The following is a 15,106-nucleotide window of genomic DNA, read 5'->3' as shown; positions in this document are numbered from 1 at the left end:
GTCCTACGTCCACATCGCCCCGGCCAGCGTCGCCCCCGCGAAGGCGGCGCCCAGGCCGGCCGCCGTGCTCACCGCGACGTTGGCCACCGCGTGACCGCGGGCGCCGTTCTCCAGCAGACGGAGCGTCTCGTGGGAGAAGGTCGAATAGGTCGTGAGGGCGCCGCACAGGCCGGTCCCGAGCAGCAGCTGCGCGCCGGGGCCCGCGGCTCCCGCGGCCGCCGCCCCGGCGAGCAGGCCGAGGATCAGGCTGCCGGCGACGTTGACGGTGAACGTCCCCCACGGGAACGCCGAGCCGTGCCGGGACTGCACCGCCCGGTCGGTGAGACAGCGCAGGGACGCCCCGGCCATCCCGCCGAGCAGCACGTACAGCCAGTTCACCGGGCGCCTCCGCCCGCCGGCCGCCCCAGCAGGGCGCGGCGGGTGGCCGCGGTGGCCGCCCACACGGCCGCGAGGGCCGTCAGCGGGGTGACGGCGAGGTGGAGCAAGGCGGCCGTGGGGCGGCCGTCCTCGAACAGCCCGCGGACGTCCACCGCGTAGGCGGAGAAGGTGGTGAAGCCGCCGAGGACGCCGGTGCCGAGGAACGGGCGGACCAGGGGGTGGGCGGTGCGCCACTCGGTGACGGCCACCATGAGGACGCCCATCAGGGCGCAGCCGACAGCGTTCACCCACAGGATCGTCCAGGGGAATCCGCCCGCGGGGGTGGGCCACCACAGGGTGGCCGCGTACCGGGCCGTCGCTCCCGCTCCCCCGCCCACCGCGACCGTCGCGACGACGGGCGCCTGGGCGCGGAGCGCGGAGCGGGGCCGGGCTCTCTCGGGGTCCGGGGCTGTCACCGTCGTACGTCTCCCACTCGCTCGCGGGGTCAGCGTAACGGCCGGACGTCCTCCGTCCCCCGCCGGGCCCGGCCCGCCTACCAGCCCTTCTCGAACAGCCGCGTCACCTCGGCGAGGCGGATCTCGTCACGGCGGTAGCGGGGGCCGCCGTCGTCGCCGGCGGGGCGGAGCAGGCCGAGGGAGTCGAGCAGCCGGAGGTGGGTGAGGGCCGCGGGGCGGGACACGCCCAGGCGAGCGGCGACGTCGTCCGCGGTGAGGCCGCGTTCGGCGGTGCCGGGTTCTCCCAGCCACGCGAGGATGCGCAGTCGTGTCCCGTCGGCGGGAGTCCTCAGCATGTCGTCCACCTCCCCGCCGGGCTTCCTCGTCTCCGGCGCCCTCCCACTGTGCCCCGCCCGGGGCCCGCGTGTCCCGCGCTGCGCGTACCTCGTCTCGACCCAACACCCGTACCGCGCACAGAGGTTGAACGTCAAAGCGGTGGCCGGGCGCCGTACCCCCGGTCGCCGCGCGGATGCCCCTCGCCCCGGAGCGTGCCGCCGTCGACCGCGTGGACGCCGCGGTCGGCGGCTTCGACGACGGCCCTGCGGCCGGCGCAGTGACCCCCGCCCCGACCACCATCCGGCAGCCCGGGCGATCCTGTCCGCGGAGCCGGCGAAGCGGGCGTCGGCCTGACACCGCCGCCCGTTCATTGAAATTCGAACAAATGTTACCGTTCCTGTATGGCAGGGACGACCGACGAGGTACGGCTCGAGGAACGGTGGCGTGACATCCTCGCCGTGCACGCGCGCACCCTGGGTGAGATAGACCGCGCGCTGCATCCCTACGGTCTCGGCGCCTCCGACTTCGAGGTGCTCGACCTCCTCGCGTCCACCGCTCCCCCGCGCGGTGAGCAGTGCCGGGTGCAGAATCTGGTCGGCCGGGTGCATCTGAGCCAGAGCGCCCTGTCACGGCTGATCGCCCGCCTCGAACGGCACGGCCTGGTCGAGCGGAGCACCTGCCCGACGGACCGGCGCGGTGTCTATGTGCAGCTGACCGCGCGCGGCCGCGAGCTGCACGCCGAGACGCTCCCGGTGCAGCGCGCCGCCCTGGCCCGCGCGCTCGGGGACTGAACCCGGCGGACGCATCGACCTCGAGGGTGCTTGAGGGGGCAGGCTGCCGCCGCGGACACCGACGGGAGGCGACGACAGGTGCGGGCCCCGGCCGACCGCGCCGGGTCACCGGCGGGTCTCCGCCGCGGGCCCGCGGGCGGCGTGGACCCGGGGCGCCCCTGCGCGCTCACCGAACGACAGGGCCCCGGCCTCACCCGCGGTCCGCGCGGGGTCCGGCCCCGGCCGGCCCGTGCAGGCCGGGGCTGCCGTACCGCGCCCGCTACGGGCGGGCCAGCAGGGTGCGGACGCCCTCGGAGGTGAGGGTGAGGCGGTGGTCGGAGCTGCCGTCGATGGTGAGGGACAGGTCGTCGGCCGGCCACTGCGCGGCGAGCGCGCCGAGCGGGACCAGACGGTAGCGGGACACGAACGGGAGCAGCCCGGCCATCTCCAGTTCGGAGGTGAACACGGGCACCACCTGCGTGCCGCCCGGCTGCTCCAGCACGGGCAGCGCGACGGCGCCGGGGTCGGCGGCCTCCTCGTCGCCCGCGTCGTCGGGGACCGGGATCAGCACGTCGCTGTTGGCCAGGGCGTCCAGCGCGGCCGTGTCCTCGGTGTTCTCCGACAGCGTGTCCAGGGCCCGCTGCGCGGGCGTGGGGGCGTTGTTCTCGTGCGCGGGTGTTTCCATGACGAATTCCCTGGTAGCGGCGGTTGTCGGCCCGCCCGGGACACACTTCGGCTCCGGGCACGGTGAGGGACGCGTACCCGTTCGCATGTCGCGCAACCCTGCGGTCGGCGACCGTCCCGGGCGGCCCCGCACGGCTCCGCCGCTCCTCCGGGACAGACCCCCTCCGACCCCTCCGAGCGGCATGGCTATCATATGAGCACCCTCTAGCTCGAAAGATGATGCTGTGACTGTCAACGAAGACTCGTTCACCAACTGGAAGCACCGCGAGGAGATCGCGGAGTCGATGATCCCGATCATCGGGAGGCTGCACCGGGAGCGGGACGTCACCGTCCTGCTGCACAGCCGCTCCCTGGTGAACAAGTCGGTGGTCAGCATCCTCAAGACGCACCGCTTCGCCCGGCAGATCGCCGGCGAGGAGCTCTCCGTCACCGAGACCCTGCCGTTCCTCCAGGCGCTCACCGCGCTGGACCTCGGACCGTCCCAGATCGACATCGGCCTGCTGGCGGAGGCCTACCGCGCGGACGACCAGGGCAAGTCCGTCGCCGAGTTCACCGCCGAGGCCGTCGCCGGCGCGACCGGCGCGAACAAGATCGACCGCCGTGAGCCGCGCGACGTCGTCCTCTACGGCTTCGGCCGCATCGGCCGGCTCCTCGCCCGCCTGCTGATCGAGAAGGCCGGCTCCGGCAACGGCCTGCGGCTGCGCGCGATCGTCGTCCGCCGGGGCGGCGAGCAGGACATCGTCAAGCGCGCCTCGCTGCTGCGCCGCGACTCCGTGCACGGCCAGTTCCAGGGCACGATCACCGTCGACGAGGCGAACAGCACGATCGTCGCCAACGGCAACGCGATCAAGGTGATCTACGCGGACGACCCGGCCGAGCTCGACTACACCGCGTACGGCGTCAAGAACGCCATCCTGATCGACAACACCGGCAAGTGGCGCGACCGGGAAGGCCTGTCGCAGCACCTGCGGCCCGGTGTCGACAAGGTGGTGCTGACCGCGCCCGGCAAGGGCGACGTGCCGAACATCGTGCACGGCGTCAACCACGACACCCTCAAGCCGGACGAGCGGATCCTGTCCTGCGCGTCCTGCACCACCAACGCGATCGTGCCGCCGTTGAAGGCGATGGCGGACGAGTACGGGGTGCTCCGCGGCCACGTGGAGACCGTCCACTCGTTCACCAACGACCAGAACCTGCTGGACAACTACCACAAGTCCGAGCGCCGCGGCCGGTCCGCGCCGCTCAACATGGTGATCACCGAGACCGGTGCCGCGTCGGCCGTCGCCAAGGCGCTGCCCGACCTGAAGGCCCCCATCACCGGCAGCTCCATCCGCGTGCCGGTGCCGGACGTGTCGATCGCCATCCTCAACCTCCAGCTGGGCCGCGCGACCGACCGCGAGGAGGTCCTCGACCACCTGCGCAACGTGTCGCTGACCTCCCCGCTGAAGCGCCAGATCGACTTCATCAGCGCGCCGGACGCGGTCTCCAGTGACTTCGTCGGCTCGCGGCACGCCTCGATCGTCGACGCCGGCGCCCTGAAGGTCGACGGCGACAACGCGATCCTCTACCTCTGGTACGACAACGAGTTCGGCTACTCCTGCCAGGTCGTCCGCGTCGTCCAGTACGTGTCCGGCGTGGAGTACCCGACGTACCCGGCCCCCGCGGCCTGAGTCACGCGCGACGGCGGGGCAGGGCCGGCGAGTCGTCCGGCCCCGCCCCGGTCCGTCCGGCCGCCCGGCGGTGAGGGCCAGATCCACGACGATCACCCCGCCCCGCTCCCCCGAGGCCGGAGCGCGGCCCCGACTGCGTGGACGCGCTGGTGTTCCGCTCCCGGACCACACGCGTGCGGACGTGGAGGGCGCTCCAGCGTTTCGGACGGCACCCGGCCACGTCGGAGCGCGGCCGCCGGGGCGGCGGCCGCGGCCGGTCAGGTGCGGGACAGCAGGGCGGTGATCGCGTCCCGCAGGGTGCGGGCCGGGTCCGCGGCCCGCCCCTCGTGGCGCCAGGCGACGAAGCCGTCGGGCCGCACCAGCACCGCGCCGTCCGGCGTGACACCGTGGGCCCCGGCCCAGTCGGCGTCCGGCTCGGGCACCAGGTCGGCGCCCTCGCCGACGCCGTACGCGTCCAGCGGCACCGGGAGCGCGGCCGCCACCTCGGCCGCGGCGGCGAGCCACGGGCTGTGCGGAGACGCGAGCAGCACGAGCGAGCGCTCGTAGAGGTCGAGCGTGGAAACGCGGGCGCCGGAGCGGTCCAGCCACAGGTGCGGTGCGCGGCTGCCGGGCTCGCCGTTCAGCGCGAGGGTCTCGGGCACCACCGGGGCCGCCGGGTCGGCGCCCAGCACCGCACCGCTCGGGTAGCGGTAGCCGAGGGCCACGTTGAGGATGCCGCCCTTGCGCTTGACGAGCGCCGCGGCGTCGCCGTCGGGCGTGTAGCCGGGGTGGCTGTGCTCCGCCGAGCGGGACGAGGCGCGGGCGCTGGTCGCCTCGGCGACGGGCCGGCGCTCACGGTCGTAGGTGGCGAGCAGTCCGGGCCCGGCCCACCCGCCCAGTACGGCGGCCAGCTTCCAGGCGAGGTTGTGCGCGTCCTGGATGCCGGTGTTGGAGCCGAACGCCCCGGTGGGCGACATCTCGTGCGCCGAGTCGCCGGCCAGGAACACCCGCCCGTCCGCGTACCGTTCGGCGACCCGCTCCGCGGCGTGCCAGGCGGCCCGGCCGGTGATGGTCACGTCCAGGTCGGGCACGCCCACCGCCCGCCGGATGTGCGCGGCGCACCGCTCGTCGGTGAAATCCTCGAGGGTCTCACCGTGTTCGGGGTGCCAGGGGGCGTGGAACACCCAGTGCTCGCGGTTGTCCACCGGCAGCAGCGCCCCGTCGGCCTCCGGGTTGGTCAGGTAGCAGACGATGAACCGCCGGTCCCCGACGACGCCGGCGAGGTCACGGGAGGTGAAGGTGAGGCTCACGTTGTGGAACAGGTCGCCCGGGCCGTTCCGCCCGATGCCCAGCGCCTCGCGGACGGGGCTGCGCGGGCCGTCGGCGGCGACGAGGTAGTCCGCCCGGATCCTGGTGTGCTCGCCGGTCTCCCGGCTCTTGACCAGCACCGTCACACCCTCGGCGTCCTGCTCGAAGGAGAGCATCTCCGTCCCGAAGCGCAGGTCCCCGCCGAGCTCCCGGGCTCCCTCGAGGAGCACCGGTTCCAGGTCGTTCTGGCTGCACAGGCACCACCCGCTGGGGCTGAAGCGGGCGAGCCCGCCCCCGGGGTCGATCTCCTGGAGCAGCCACTCGCCCTCGTCACCCGCCAGGCTCGGGGTCTGCCAGATGCCGTGGTTCCCCGCCAGGACCGACGCGGCCCGGCGGATGCCCTGCTCGACCCCGGCCGCCCGGAACAGCTCCATGGTGCGTACGTTGTTTCCCCGCCCGCGCGGGTGGATCGACGTGTCCGCGTGACGTTCGACGAGCGTGTGCGGCACGCCGAGGCGTCCCAGGAACAGGGACATCGACAGGCCCACCAGGGAACCACCGACGATGAGGACCGGCGTGCGGTGGTCCGCCCGGCCGGTCGTGTCCGATCGATTCATTGAAACGCCTCCAGCGTCGCCCTCGACGGGCTGTGGGATGGGACGCACCTTTCATGCCCGGTGCGGGACGGTTCGCGTCCCGGCGGCACCCGGATGGCACGCGGTTCACCCACCTGCCCCGTGTCGCTCGCGCGCACCGGAAAGTCGCGTCAACGATCAACGCATGACGATCCCGGCCCTCCAGCGGGCGCGGTGGTCGTTCCCGACCTTCCGACGAAGAGGAGAGGTGCGCCGGATGACCATGTCGGCACGCGTGTCGCAGTCGGCGTTCGACGGCTCGAGGCTGCGGGTGATCCTGCTGCTCGACCTGTACGAGGGGGCCCAGGAGCAGTTCCTCGACGCGTACGAGCACATGCGCAACAAGGTCGCGTCCGTCCCCGGTCACATCAGTGACCAACTGTGCCAGTCGATCGAGAACCCCTCGCAGTGGCTCATCACCAGCGAGTGGGAGAGCGCCCTGCCGTTCCTCAAGTGGGTGAACAGCGAGGAGCACATCGCGATCGTCCGGCCGATGCACAGCTGTGTCCGGGACACCCGGTCGATGCGCTACAGCATCCTCCGCGAGACCCACCCGGAACAGCCGCTCACCGCCGAGGCCGCACAGGCGAGCCTGCAGAAGGCAGCCCGCGTGGGCACCGGGATCACCCGCCACGCCCTCACCTTCACCGTGAAGCCGGGATCCGAGTCCAAGGTCGTGGACATCCTGGCCAATTACGACGCGCCCGAGACGCGCATCAACGGCATCACGCGCCTGCACCGCACCTCCCTCTTCATGCACGGCAACCGCGTCGTGCGGGCCGTGGAGGTGGAGGGCGACCTGCTGGCCACCCTGTGCCACGTGGCCAGCCAGCCCGAGGTCCAGGCGGTGGAGGAGGCCATCAACCCCTATCTGGAGCAGGACCGGGACCTGACCGACTCCGACTCCGCGCGGATCTTCTTCACCCGGGCGGCGCTCCCGGCCATGCAGCACGTGACGGCCGGCCGCCCGGAACCCGCCGGCCTGCGGCGGCACATGCTGTACTACCCGGCCGTGACGGACCGCGGCCTGGAGCTGGCCAGGTTCCTCGCCCACCAGGACGAGGCCGCGGCGAGCGACCCGGACAGCCCGGTGTACGCGAGCACCGTCTTCCAGCGCGACGACGTCGTGGTCCGCATGATCGACTTCACCGGCGAACTCGATCTCGACCCCGCCGCCGCCCTCGGCGTCAAGGGCCCGGGCAAGGCTGCCGAGCTGGAGCGTCTCCTGGACGGCGCCGCGATCGGCGTCGAGGGCTCCCTGGACTCGGAGCGCACCCTGCACCGGCTCCTGGCGCACGCCGACATGCTGCCCGTCACCGACCGCATCTCCGCGGATTCCTGACGACCCACCGCGGTGACGTCCGCGGCCGCGGACGTCCGGACGTCACCGGAACACCCGGAGGTAACAACCATGTCCAAGCAGCATCCACGCATCGTGGACCTGAGCGAGACGGAACCCAACCGCCGGCGCGGGGGTGACCTGAGGACCCTGCTCACCCCGGCCACCGTGGGCTCCACGAGCGGCTTCATGGGGCTGGCCGTCATCAAGCCCGGCGAGCGGATCGCCGAGCACTACCACCCCTACTCCGAGGAGTTCGTGTACGTCGTCACCGGCTCGCTCGAGGTGGACCTGGACGGCGAGCCGTTCGCGCTCCGCGCCGAGCAGGGGCTGATGATCCCGATCGACATGCGGCACCGGTTCCGCAACGTCGGCGACGAGGAGGCCCGCATGGTGTTCCACCTGGGTCCTCTCGCGCCCCACCCGAGCCTCGGGCACGTCGACACGGAGGAGACCGAAGGCGCGCTGTCCGGGCCGCAGTTGACGGTGGGCGGGCCGGAGGCGGGCCGTCCGGCCGAGCCGAGCGAGGCCATAAAGTGACCCGGCGAGTGGCCGTCACCGGCATCGGTGTGGTCGCTCCCGGCGGCATCGGAACGACGGCGTTCTGGGACCTGCTGGCGGCCGGCCGCACCGCGACCCGCGGCATCACCCTGTTCGACCCGGCGGGTCTGCGCTCGCGCATCGCCGCCGAGTGCGACTTCGACCCGTTCGAGCACGGCCTGGACGCGGACCTGTGCCAGCACTCCGACCGCTACATCCAGTTCGCCGTGGTCGCGGCCCGGGAGGCGGTCCGGCAGTCCGGGCTGGACACCGGGGCCACGGACCCGTGGCGCACCGCGGTGTCGCTGGGCAGCGCGGTCGGCGGCACCACCCGGCTGGAACACGACTACGTGCTGGTCAGCGAGAGCGGCCGGCGCTGGGACGTGGACCACACCAAGGCGGAGCCGAAGCTGCACCGGGCGTTCTCGCCGAGCACCCTCGCCTCCACGGTGGCCGAGCAGTTCGGCGCCCGGGGCCCGGTGCAGACGGTCTCCACCGGCTGCACCTCCGGACTCGACGCGGTCGGCTACGCCTTCCACACCGTCGCCGAGGGGCGGGCCGACGTCTGCATCGCGGGGGCGTCGGACTCGCCGATCTCCCCGATCACGATGGCCTGCTTCGACGCCATCAAGGCGACGTCGCCCAACAACGACGACGCCGAGCACGCGTCGCGGCCGTTCGACGCCCGCCGCGACGGGTTCGTGATGGGCGAGGGCGCGGCGGTGCTGGTGCTGGAGGAGTACGAGCACGCGCGGGCCCGCGGCGCGGACATCCTCTGCGAGATCAGCGGCTACGCCACCTACGGCAACGCCTACCACATGACCGGCCTGACCAGTGAGGGCCTGGAGATGGCCCGCGCCATCGACAGCACCCTCGACCAGGCCCGTATCGATCCCACCCGGATCGACTACGTCAACGCGCACGGTTCCGGCACCCGGCAGAACGACCGGCACGAGACGGCCGCGGTGAAGCGGTCGCTGGGCGCGCACGCGTACGAGACGCCCATGAGCTCCATCAAGTCGATGGTGGGGCACTCGCTCGGCGCCATCGGCGCGATCGAGGTGGTCGCCTGCGTGCTCGCGCTGCAGCACCAGGCCGTGCCGCCGACGGCGAACTACGAGACCCCCGACCCGGAGTGCGACCTGGACTACGTGCCGCGCACCGCCCGCCCGCGGAAGCTGGAGCACGTGCTCTCCGTCGGCAGCGGGTTCGGCGGTTTCCAGTCCGCGGTGCTGCTGTCCGGGACGGGCGGGAGGACACGATGAGCAAGCGGCGTTCCGGGCGTGCGGCCGTCACCGGCATCGGTGTGGTCGCGCCCAACGGACTGCGGACCGACGCGTACTGGAAGTCGGTGCGCGAAGGCCTCGGCGTACTGGACCTGATCACCCGTGAGGGCTGCGAGCACCTGCCGCTGCGGGTGGCGGGCGAGGTGCGGTCCTTCGACCCGGCGGCCCTCATCGAGGACCGCTTCCTGGTGCAGACCGACCGGTTCAGTCATTTCGCGATGGCCGCGGCGGCGCTCGCCCTCGACGACGCGGGCCTGGGCGGCGAGCCCTCCGACCCGTACTCGGTCGGCGTGGTCACCGCGGCCGGCTCCGGCGGCGGCGAGTTCGGCCAGCGCGAACTGCAGAAGCTGTGGGGCCAGGGCTCCAAGTTCGTCGGCCCGTACCAGTCCATCGCGTGGTTCTACGCGGCGAGCACCGGGCAGATCTCCATCCGCGGCGGCCTGAAGGGGCCGTGCGGGGTGGTGGCGAGCGACGAGGCGGGCGGTCTGGACTCCCTCGCGCACGCGGCCCGTACGGTGCGGCGCGGCACCGACGTGATGGTGGTGGGGGCGGCGGAGGCGCCGCTGGCCCCGTACTCGATGGTGTGCCAGCTCGGCTACCCCGAGCTCAGCACCCTCGACGACCCCGGCCGCGCCTACCGCCCGTTCACCGAGAAGGCGTGCGGGTTCGTGCCCGCCGAGGGCGGTGCCCTGCTCGTCGTCGAGGACGAGGAGCGGGCCCGTGAGCGCGGGGTGCCCGTGCGGGGTGTCGTGGCCGGTCACGCGGCCACGTTCACCGGGGCGTCCCGCTGGGCGGAGTCCCGTGAGGGCCTCGCCCACGCCATCACCGGCGCCCTCGACGACGCGGGCGTCGCACCGGAGGAGATCGACGTCGTGTTCGCCGACGCCCTGGGCGTGCCCGAGGCGGACCGCGCGGAGGCGCTGGCGATCGCCGACGCCCTCGGCGCGCACGGCGCCCGGGTGCCGGTGACGGCGCCCAAGACCGGATTCGGCCGCGCCCACTGCGCCGCTCCGGTGCTGGACACGGTGGCGGCGCTGCTGGCCATGGAGCACGGTCAGGTGCCGCCCACGCCCAACGTGTTCGACATCTGCCACGACCTCGATCTGGTGACGTCGCACGCTCGCCCCGCCGAGCTGCGCACCGCCCTCGTCCTCAGCCGGGGACTGATGGGCTCCAACGCGGCGCTGGTCGTGCGCCGCGGTGACGATTCCGCCCGGTGATCCGGGCGGGGAAGGAGCGGTCACCCATGATCACCACCGAAGTGACCTTCGACGAACTGGCCGCGCTGATGAAGCAGGCGGCCGGCATCACCGTCGCCCCCGAGGAACTCGAGGACGCCGCGGAGTCCCCCTTCGACTCCTTCGGTCTCGACTCGCTCGGTCTGCTCGGCATCGTCGGCGAGCTGGAGAACCGGTACGGCGCCTCCCTGCCGCCCGACTCCGAGCGCTGCAGGACGCCCCGCGAGTTCCTGGACCTCGTCAACAGCACCCTCACGGCTGGAGCCTGAAAGTGGCAGGACACACCGAGAACAGCATCACCATCGACGCTCCCTTCGACCTCGTCTGGGAGATGACCAACGACCTGGAGAACTGGCCGCGGCTGTTCAGCGAGTACGCGTCGGTGGACATCCTCTCCCGGGAGGGCGCCACGACGACGTTCCGGCTGACCATGCACCCGGACGAGAACGGCAAGGTGTGGAGCTGGGTGTCGGAGCGCACCCCGGACCGCGAGAAGCGGAGGGTGCGCGCCCGCCGCGTCGAGACCGGCCCGTTCGCCCACATGGACATCCTGTGGGAGTACGAGGAGGTGCCGGGCGGCATCGAGATGCGCTGGACGCAGGACTTCGCGATGAAGCCCGACGCGCCGGTGGACGACGCCTGGATGACGGACAACATCAACCGCAACTCCCGCACCCAGATGGCGCTCATCCGGGACAAGATCGAGCAGGCCGCCCGCGAGACCGAGACCGCGTCCGTCGCGTCCTCGCGCTGAGCACCGGTCCCGCCGGGGACCCGGAAGGAATCCCATGCACCACGCCCTGATCGTCGCCCGGATGAAGCCCGGTTCGGCGCCGGACATCGCCGACGTGTTCGCCGCGTCGGACCGGGGTGAGCTGCCTCACCTGGTCGGCGTCAGCCGGCGCAGCCTCTTCCGGTTCGGGGACGACGTGTACCTGCACCTCATCGAGTCGGAACAGGACCCGGCGCCCGCCATCGCGAAGGTGGCCTCGCACCCCGAGTTCCGCCGCATCAGCCAGGAGCTGGAGGCGTACGTCAGCCCGTACGACCCGGCGACGTGGCGCGGCCCGAAGGACGCCATGGCACAGTGCTTCTACCGCTGGGAGCGCGGCGCCGGCTCCTGAGCCGCCGCACACACGAAGGCCCGAGGCCGCCGGTTCCGCGTCAGTCGCGGAGCCGGCGGCCTCGGGGTGTGCGGGGGTCCCGGGATCAGCCGGGAACGGTGCATTCGAAGGCGTGCAGGTAGGCGTTGACCGGGCGGATCTCGCCGATGACCAGGCCCGCCCCGGTGAGCCGGTCCACCATGCTCCGCCGGGTGTGCTTGGCGCCCCCGACGTTCAGGAGCAGCAGCAGGTCCATGGCGGTGGTGAAGCGCATGGACGGGGTGTCGTCGACGAGGTTCTCGATCACCACGACCCGGGCGGCGGGGCGTGCCGACCGGCGGATGGCGGCCAGCACCCGGCGGGTGCTGTCGTCGTCCCACTCCAGGACGTTCTTGATGATGTACACGTCCGCTTCGACGGGCACCTCCTCGCGGCAGTCACCGGCCACGACGCGGGCCCGGGCGGCGAGCGTCCCGCCGTCCCGCAGCCGGGGGTCGGCGTTCTCGACGACTCCCGGCAGGTCGAGCAGGGTGCCGTGCAGGTGAGGGTGCTTCTCCAGGAGGCTGGCCAGGACGTGGCCCTGGCCGCCGCCGATGTCCGCCACGGAGGCGGCGTCGCCCAGGTCCAGGAGCTTGGCCACGTCCCGCGCGGACTGCTCGCTGGAGGTGGTCATGGCCCGGTTGAAGACGTGGGCGGACTCGGGCGCCGACTCGTTGAGGTAGGTGAAGAACTCCCGGTCGTACACGTCCTCGAAGACGTTGCCGCCGGTGCGCACCGCCTCGTCGAGCCGGGGCCACACGTTCCAGGTCCAGGGCTCGGTGCACCACAGGGCGATGTAGCGCAGGCTGTGCGGGTCGTCCTCGCGCAGCAGCCGGGACATGTCGGTGTGCTCGAAGGTGCCGTCGGGGTTCTCGGCGAAGACGCCCTGGCACGACAGCGCGCGCAGCAGCCGCCGCAGGGTGTGCGGCTGGGTCTTCACCGCCGCCGCCAGGTCGTCGACGGTCATGGGGTCGTCGTCCAGCGCGTCGGGCACGCCCAGACGGACGGCGGCGCGTACGGCGGCCGCGCAGGCCGCCCCGAACACGAGCTCCCTCAGCCGCATGGGCGGTGGGGGAGCCGGATCAACGGTGGTCATCCGTTGCCTCGCTTCTGCTGTGGTGCCGTGGGTGGGGGGAAGGCGGTCGGGTCAGCACATTCCGGCGGGCTCGGAGAGTGTGCAGGTGTTGCGGCTGAAGGTGTTGGTGGTGGCGGTGTCGCGGTTGGCGAGGTCGGCGGGGCTGTTGCCGGTCACCAGGTTGTCGCGGACGTCGTTGCGCTCGCTGGGCATGCCGACGAGGCTCTTGAAGAGCACGATGCCGCCGGAGAGCGGGGAGGCGCCCTTGTTGTTCTCGACCCGGTTGAACGCCACCCGGGTCTCCTCGACGCCGGTGAGAATGATGCCCGAGCCCTGGAGGAAGGGCAGCCGGGGCGTCGCGGCGCAGTACTTGTTGTTGGCGTGGACGTGGTTCCAGGAGACGCTGAGGTGTCCGGCGCGGGGCTCGGACTCGTCGCCGACGACGAACACGGCGGCGCAGTTGCCGGTGGCCTCGTTGTGGTCGACGCTGAGGTTCCGCAGCCGCCGCACGGTGACGCCGACCCGGTTCTCCGTCGTCTCGTTGTGGCGGATCACCGTCTTCTTCGCGTCGCGCGCGCCTTCCTCGGTGTCGACGGTGTTCGCCACGAACAGTCCGGCGTCGCCGTTCCCTCGGGTGACGTTGTGGCTGATCACGCTGCGCGTGGAGCGTTCGGCGGCGATGCCCCACTGGCCGTTCTTCTCGGCGGTCACGGACCGCACCTTCAGGTTCTCGGTGCCGGTGGCCCACACGCCGTTCTTCGCGAACCCGCGCACCGTCAGGGACCGTACGGAGACGTCCTTGAGGGGCTTCTTGTCGGTGCCGGTGACGCAGACGCCGTTGCCCGCCTCGGCGCAGGCGGACGTCCCGGGGCTCGCGGGGGGCTCCAGGACGGTGCGGCCGGCGGCGTCGCCGCGCAGGGTGATGCCGGAGCGGGTGATGTCGACGCTCTGCTCGTAGGTGCCGGCGGCGATCAGCACGGTGTCCCCGGACCGGGCCGCGTCCACGGCCTTCTGGATGGACTGCCCGGGCTGCACGCGGTGCACGGTCGTCTGGGGGGTCGAGGGCGCGGCACCGATCCCGGCCGCGACGACGGCGGTGATGCAGGCGACACACGCGATGTGACGTTTGTTCATGAGGCCGAAGCTATGAGCGGCCCCGGTGGCCCGCCACCGGTGATCACCCAGCCGGACGCGGACTCGCGGGGGTCGTCGCCGCGCCGTGTTCCGTCCGTCCGCGGCACCGGTTCCGCGACCTCCCACCTGACCGCTCGCCCGTTCGACCGGTGGCCGGGCGCCCCACTGCACCATCGGGAACGCGCCCCCGGCGTCGCACCGCCCGGCCGCCCGTCAGAGGCGCCGGTGGACCGGCTGCGGCACGCGTCCCGGCGTCCCCGACGATCAGCGAGGCGGGGCCGCGCGTCCCGGGGACCTGCCGGGACGGCGACGGCACGGCGGCCTGACGGCCCGCGTCACGGGGATGCCCGGCCGGGGGCCGGCCGGGCACCGAACCGGGTGGTGGCAGAGGGAGGCCGGGTGAGGACGGGCGGGATGACGCCGGTGCCACCCCCTCCCGCGGCACACGCACGCGTGTGTCCGTCCCACCGCCGGTGCACGGGGGCGGAGGCGGCGGCACGGGACGGCCGGGCCCGCCGGGGCGGGCGGCGGACGCCGGTCAGTTGCCGCGCCAGATGTTGTCGAAGGCCGCGGCCTCGATGGTGCGGCGCTGCCGTTCGCCGGCCAGTTCCGTGACCGCCTGGAGCACGGCGGCCAGCACCGCCGTGTGGTCGTCGGCGAGCCCGGCCGGTTCGTCGCCGCCCCGCTCGGTCAGCCCGGCGGCGGCCGCGAGGGCGCCGAGCACGGGGTCGCCCGACGTCCAGCGCTCCCTCGCCGCCCGGACCCCCGACGGGTCGGCCGGCGCGGTGCGCTGCCGCCGCAGCGGGTTGCGGGTCCGCCGCTCGGGCGCGAGCAGCCCTTCCGCCTCCAGTACAGACCGGTAGCGGGCCGCGAGGTCGCGGCCACGGCGCCAGAGCCAGTCCTCCACGGTCTCGCCCGGTCCCCCGTCCGCCGGCCGCTGCGCGGCCTCGGACAGCAGGGGGTCGCCGGCCGGCGCGGGCCCGTCGGGGACCAGGCGGGTGCCGTCGAGGGCGAGGGTTCCGGCGTCGAGGAGGTCGATCAGTTCCGCCCCGGCGAGGGCGAGCGACAGATCGCCCTGCTCCACGACGGCGCCGTCCCGCGGGTCGGCGGCGACGAGGGCCAGGTCACGCGCTGTGGTCATGAGCAACTCCGGTGTGG

General features: G+C 73.1%; 17 protein-coding genes. 9 read left to right on the top strand and 8 right to left on the bottom strand.

The genetic code is table 11. The features are described 5' to 3' along the window. Positions 1–3: 3 nt before the first annotated feature. The 3 genes from crcB to C1708_RS29245 all read right to left on the bottom strand — a co-directional run bounded on the left by crcB (position 4) and on the right by C1708_RS29245 (position 1,168). On the bottom strand, positions 4–378 hold the full coding sequence (gene crcB, locus C1708_RS29255; RefSeq protein WP_106415503.1) for a fluoride efflux transporter CrcB: 375 nt from the start codon (positions 376–378) through the stop codon (positions 4–6). Next, positions 375–833 carry a fluoride efflux transporter FluC gene (locus C1708_RS29250; protein ID WP_106415502.1) on the bottom strand — a complete coding sequence of 153 codons (459 nt, stop codon included), beginning with the start codon at positions 831–833 and terminating at the stop codon, positions 375–377. Before C1708_RS29250 ends, crcB begins: the two co-directional genes overlap by 4 nt. 77 nt (positions 834–910) lie before the next feature. Then, positions 911–1,168 carry a helix-turn-helix domain-containing protein gene (locus tag C1708_RS29245; RefSeq protein WP_198602628.1) on the bottom strand — a complete coding sequence of 86 codons (258 nt, stop codon included), beginning with the start codon at positions 1,166–1,168 and terminating at the stop codon, positions 911–913. Between the two features lie 381 nt (positions 1,169–1,549). On the opposite strand from C1708_RS29245, the gene C1708_RS29235 reads away from it, so the two are divergent. Next, complete coding sequence (locus tag C1708_RS29235; RefSeq protein WP_106415499.1) at positions 1,550–1,939, top strand: MarR family winged helix-turn-helix transcriptional regulator; 390 nt, start codon at positions 1,550–1,552, stop codon at positions 1,937–1,939. Between the two features lie 259 nt (positions 1,940–2,198). On the opposite strand, the gene C1708_RS29230 is transcribed toward C1708_RS29235, so the two are convergent. Then, entirely contained in the window at positions 2,199–2,603 is a 405-nt protein-coding gene (locus C1708_RS29230) for an SseB family protein (protein WP_106415498.1), read from the bottom strand. Between the two features lie 223 nt (positions 2,604–2,826). On the opposite strand from C1708_RS29230, the gene C1708_RS29225 reads away from it, so the two are divergent. Further along, entirely contained in the window at positions 2,827–4,272 is a 1,446-nt protein-coding gene (locus tag C1708_RS29225) for a glyceraldehyde-3-phosphate dehydrogenase (RefSeq protein WP_106415497.1), read from the top strand. 257 nt (positions 4,273–4,529) lie between these two features. On the opposite strand, the gene C1708_RS29220 is transcribed toward C1708_RS29225, so the two are convergent. Then, positions 4,530–6,176, bottom strand: a complete 1,647-nt coding sequence (locus C1708_RS29220) for an FAD-dependent oxidoreductase (RefSeq protein WP_106415496.1) — start codon at positions 6,174–6,176, stop codon at positions 4,530–4,532. Positions 6,177–6,411: 235 nt separating this feature from the next. On the opposite strand from C1708_RS29220, the gene C1708_RS29215 reads away from it, so the two are divergent. The 7 genes from C1708_RS29215 (at position 6,412) to C1708_RS29185 (ending at position 11,721) form a co-directional block, all read left to right on the top strand. Next, a complete protein-coding gene (locus C1708_RS29215; protein ID WP_106415495.1) occupies positions 6,412–7,536 on the top strand; it encodes a SchA/CurD-like domain-containing protein in 1,125 nt (374 codons plus the stop codon). Positions 7,537–7,605: 69 nt separating this feature from the next. Further along, on the top strand, positions 7,606–8,073 hold the full coding sequence (locus tag C1708_RS29210) for a cupin domain-containing protein (RefSeq protein ID WP_106415494.1): 468 nt from the start codon (positions 7,606–7,608) through the stop codon (positions 8,071–8,073). After that, a complete protein-coding gene (locus C1708_RS29205; RefSeq protein WP_106415493.1) occupies positions 8,070–9,338 on the top strand; it encodes a beta-ketoacyl-[acyl-carrier-protein] synthase family protein in 1,269 nt (422 codons plus the stop codon). The genes C1708_RS29210 and C1708_RS29205 overlap by 4 nt, the downstream gene beginning before the upstream one ends. Next, a complete protein-coding gene (locus C1708_RS29200; protein WP_106415492.1) occupies positions 9,335–10,579 on the top strand; it encodes a ketosynthase chain-length factor in 1,245 nt (414 codons plus the stop codon). The genes C1708_RS29205 and C1708_RS29200 overlap by 4 nt, the downstream gene beginning before the upstream one ends. A 26-nt stretch (positions 10,580–10,605) precedes the next feature. Next, positions 10,606–10,866 (top strand): acyl carrier protein, encoded by a 261-nt coding sequence (locus C1708_RS29195; protein ID WP_106415491.1) that lies wholly within the window; start codon positions 10,606–10,608, stop codon positions 10,864–10,866. A gap of 2 nt (positions 10,867–10,868) precedes the next feature. After that, the gene (locus tag C1708_RS29190) at positions 10,869–11,351 is read left to right on the top strand and encodes an SRPBCC family protein (RefSeq protein WP_106415490.1); all 483 of its coding nucleotides are present in this window, start codon (positions 10,869–10,871) and stop codon (positions 11,349–11,351) included. Between the two features lie 34 nt (positions 11,352–11,385). After that, entirely contained in the window at positions 11,386–11,721 is a 336-nt protein-coding gene (locus tag C1708_RS29185; RefSeq protein WP_106415489.1) for a TcmI family type II polyketide cyclase, read from the top strand. An 85-nt stretch (positions 11,722–11,806) separates the two neighbouring features. Here C1708_RS29185 and C1708_RS29180 read toward each other — a convergent pair whose 3' ends face one another. The 3 genes from C1708_RS29180 to C1708_RS29170 form a co-directional block, all read right to left on the bottom strand. After that, the gene (locus tag C1708_RS29180; protein WP_106415488.1) at positions 11,807–12,835 is read right to left on the bottom strand and encodes a methyltransferase; all 1,029 of its coding nucleotides are present in this window, start codon (positions 12,833–12,835) and stop codon (positions 11,807–11,809) included. Between the two features lie 51 nt (positions 12,836–12,886). Next, positions 12,887–13,948, bottom strand: a complete 1,062-nt coding sequence (locus tag C1708_RS29175; protein WP_106415487.1) for a right-handed parallel beta-helix repeat-containing protein — start codon at positions 13,946–13,948, stop codon at positions 12,887–12,889. Between the two features lie 538 nt (positions 13,949–14,486). Next, a complete protein-coding gene (locus tag C1708_RS29170) occupies positions 14,487–15,089 on the bottom strand; it encodes a GOLPH3/VPS74 family protein (protein WP_106415486.1) in 603 nt (200 codons plus the stop codon). Between the last annotated feature and the right edge of the window lie 17 nt (positions 15,090–15,106).

The organism is Streptomyces sp. DH-12 (assembly GCF_002899455.1).
Lineage (GTDB): Bacteria > Actinomycetota > Actinomycetes > Streptomycetales > Streptomycetaceae > Streptomyces.
This window is presented reverse-complemented; position numbering and strand designations above follow the sequence as displayed.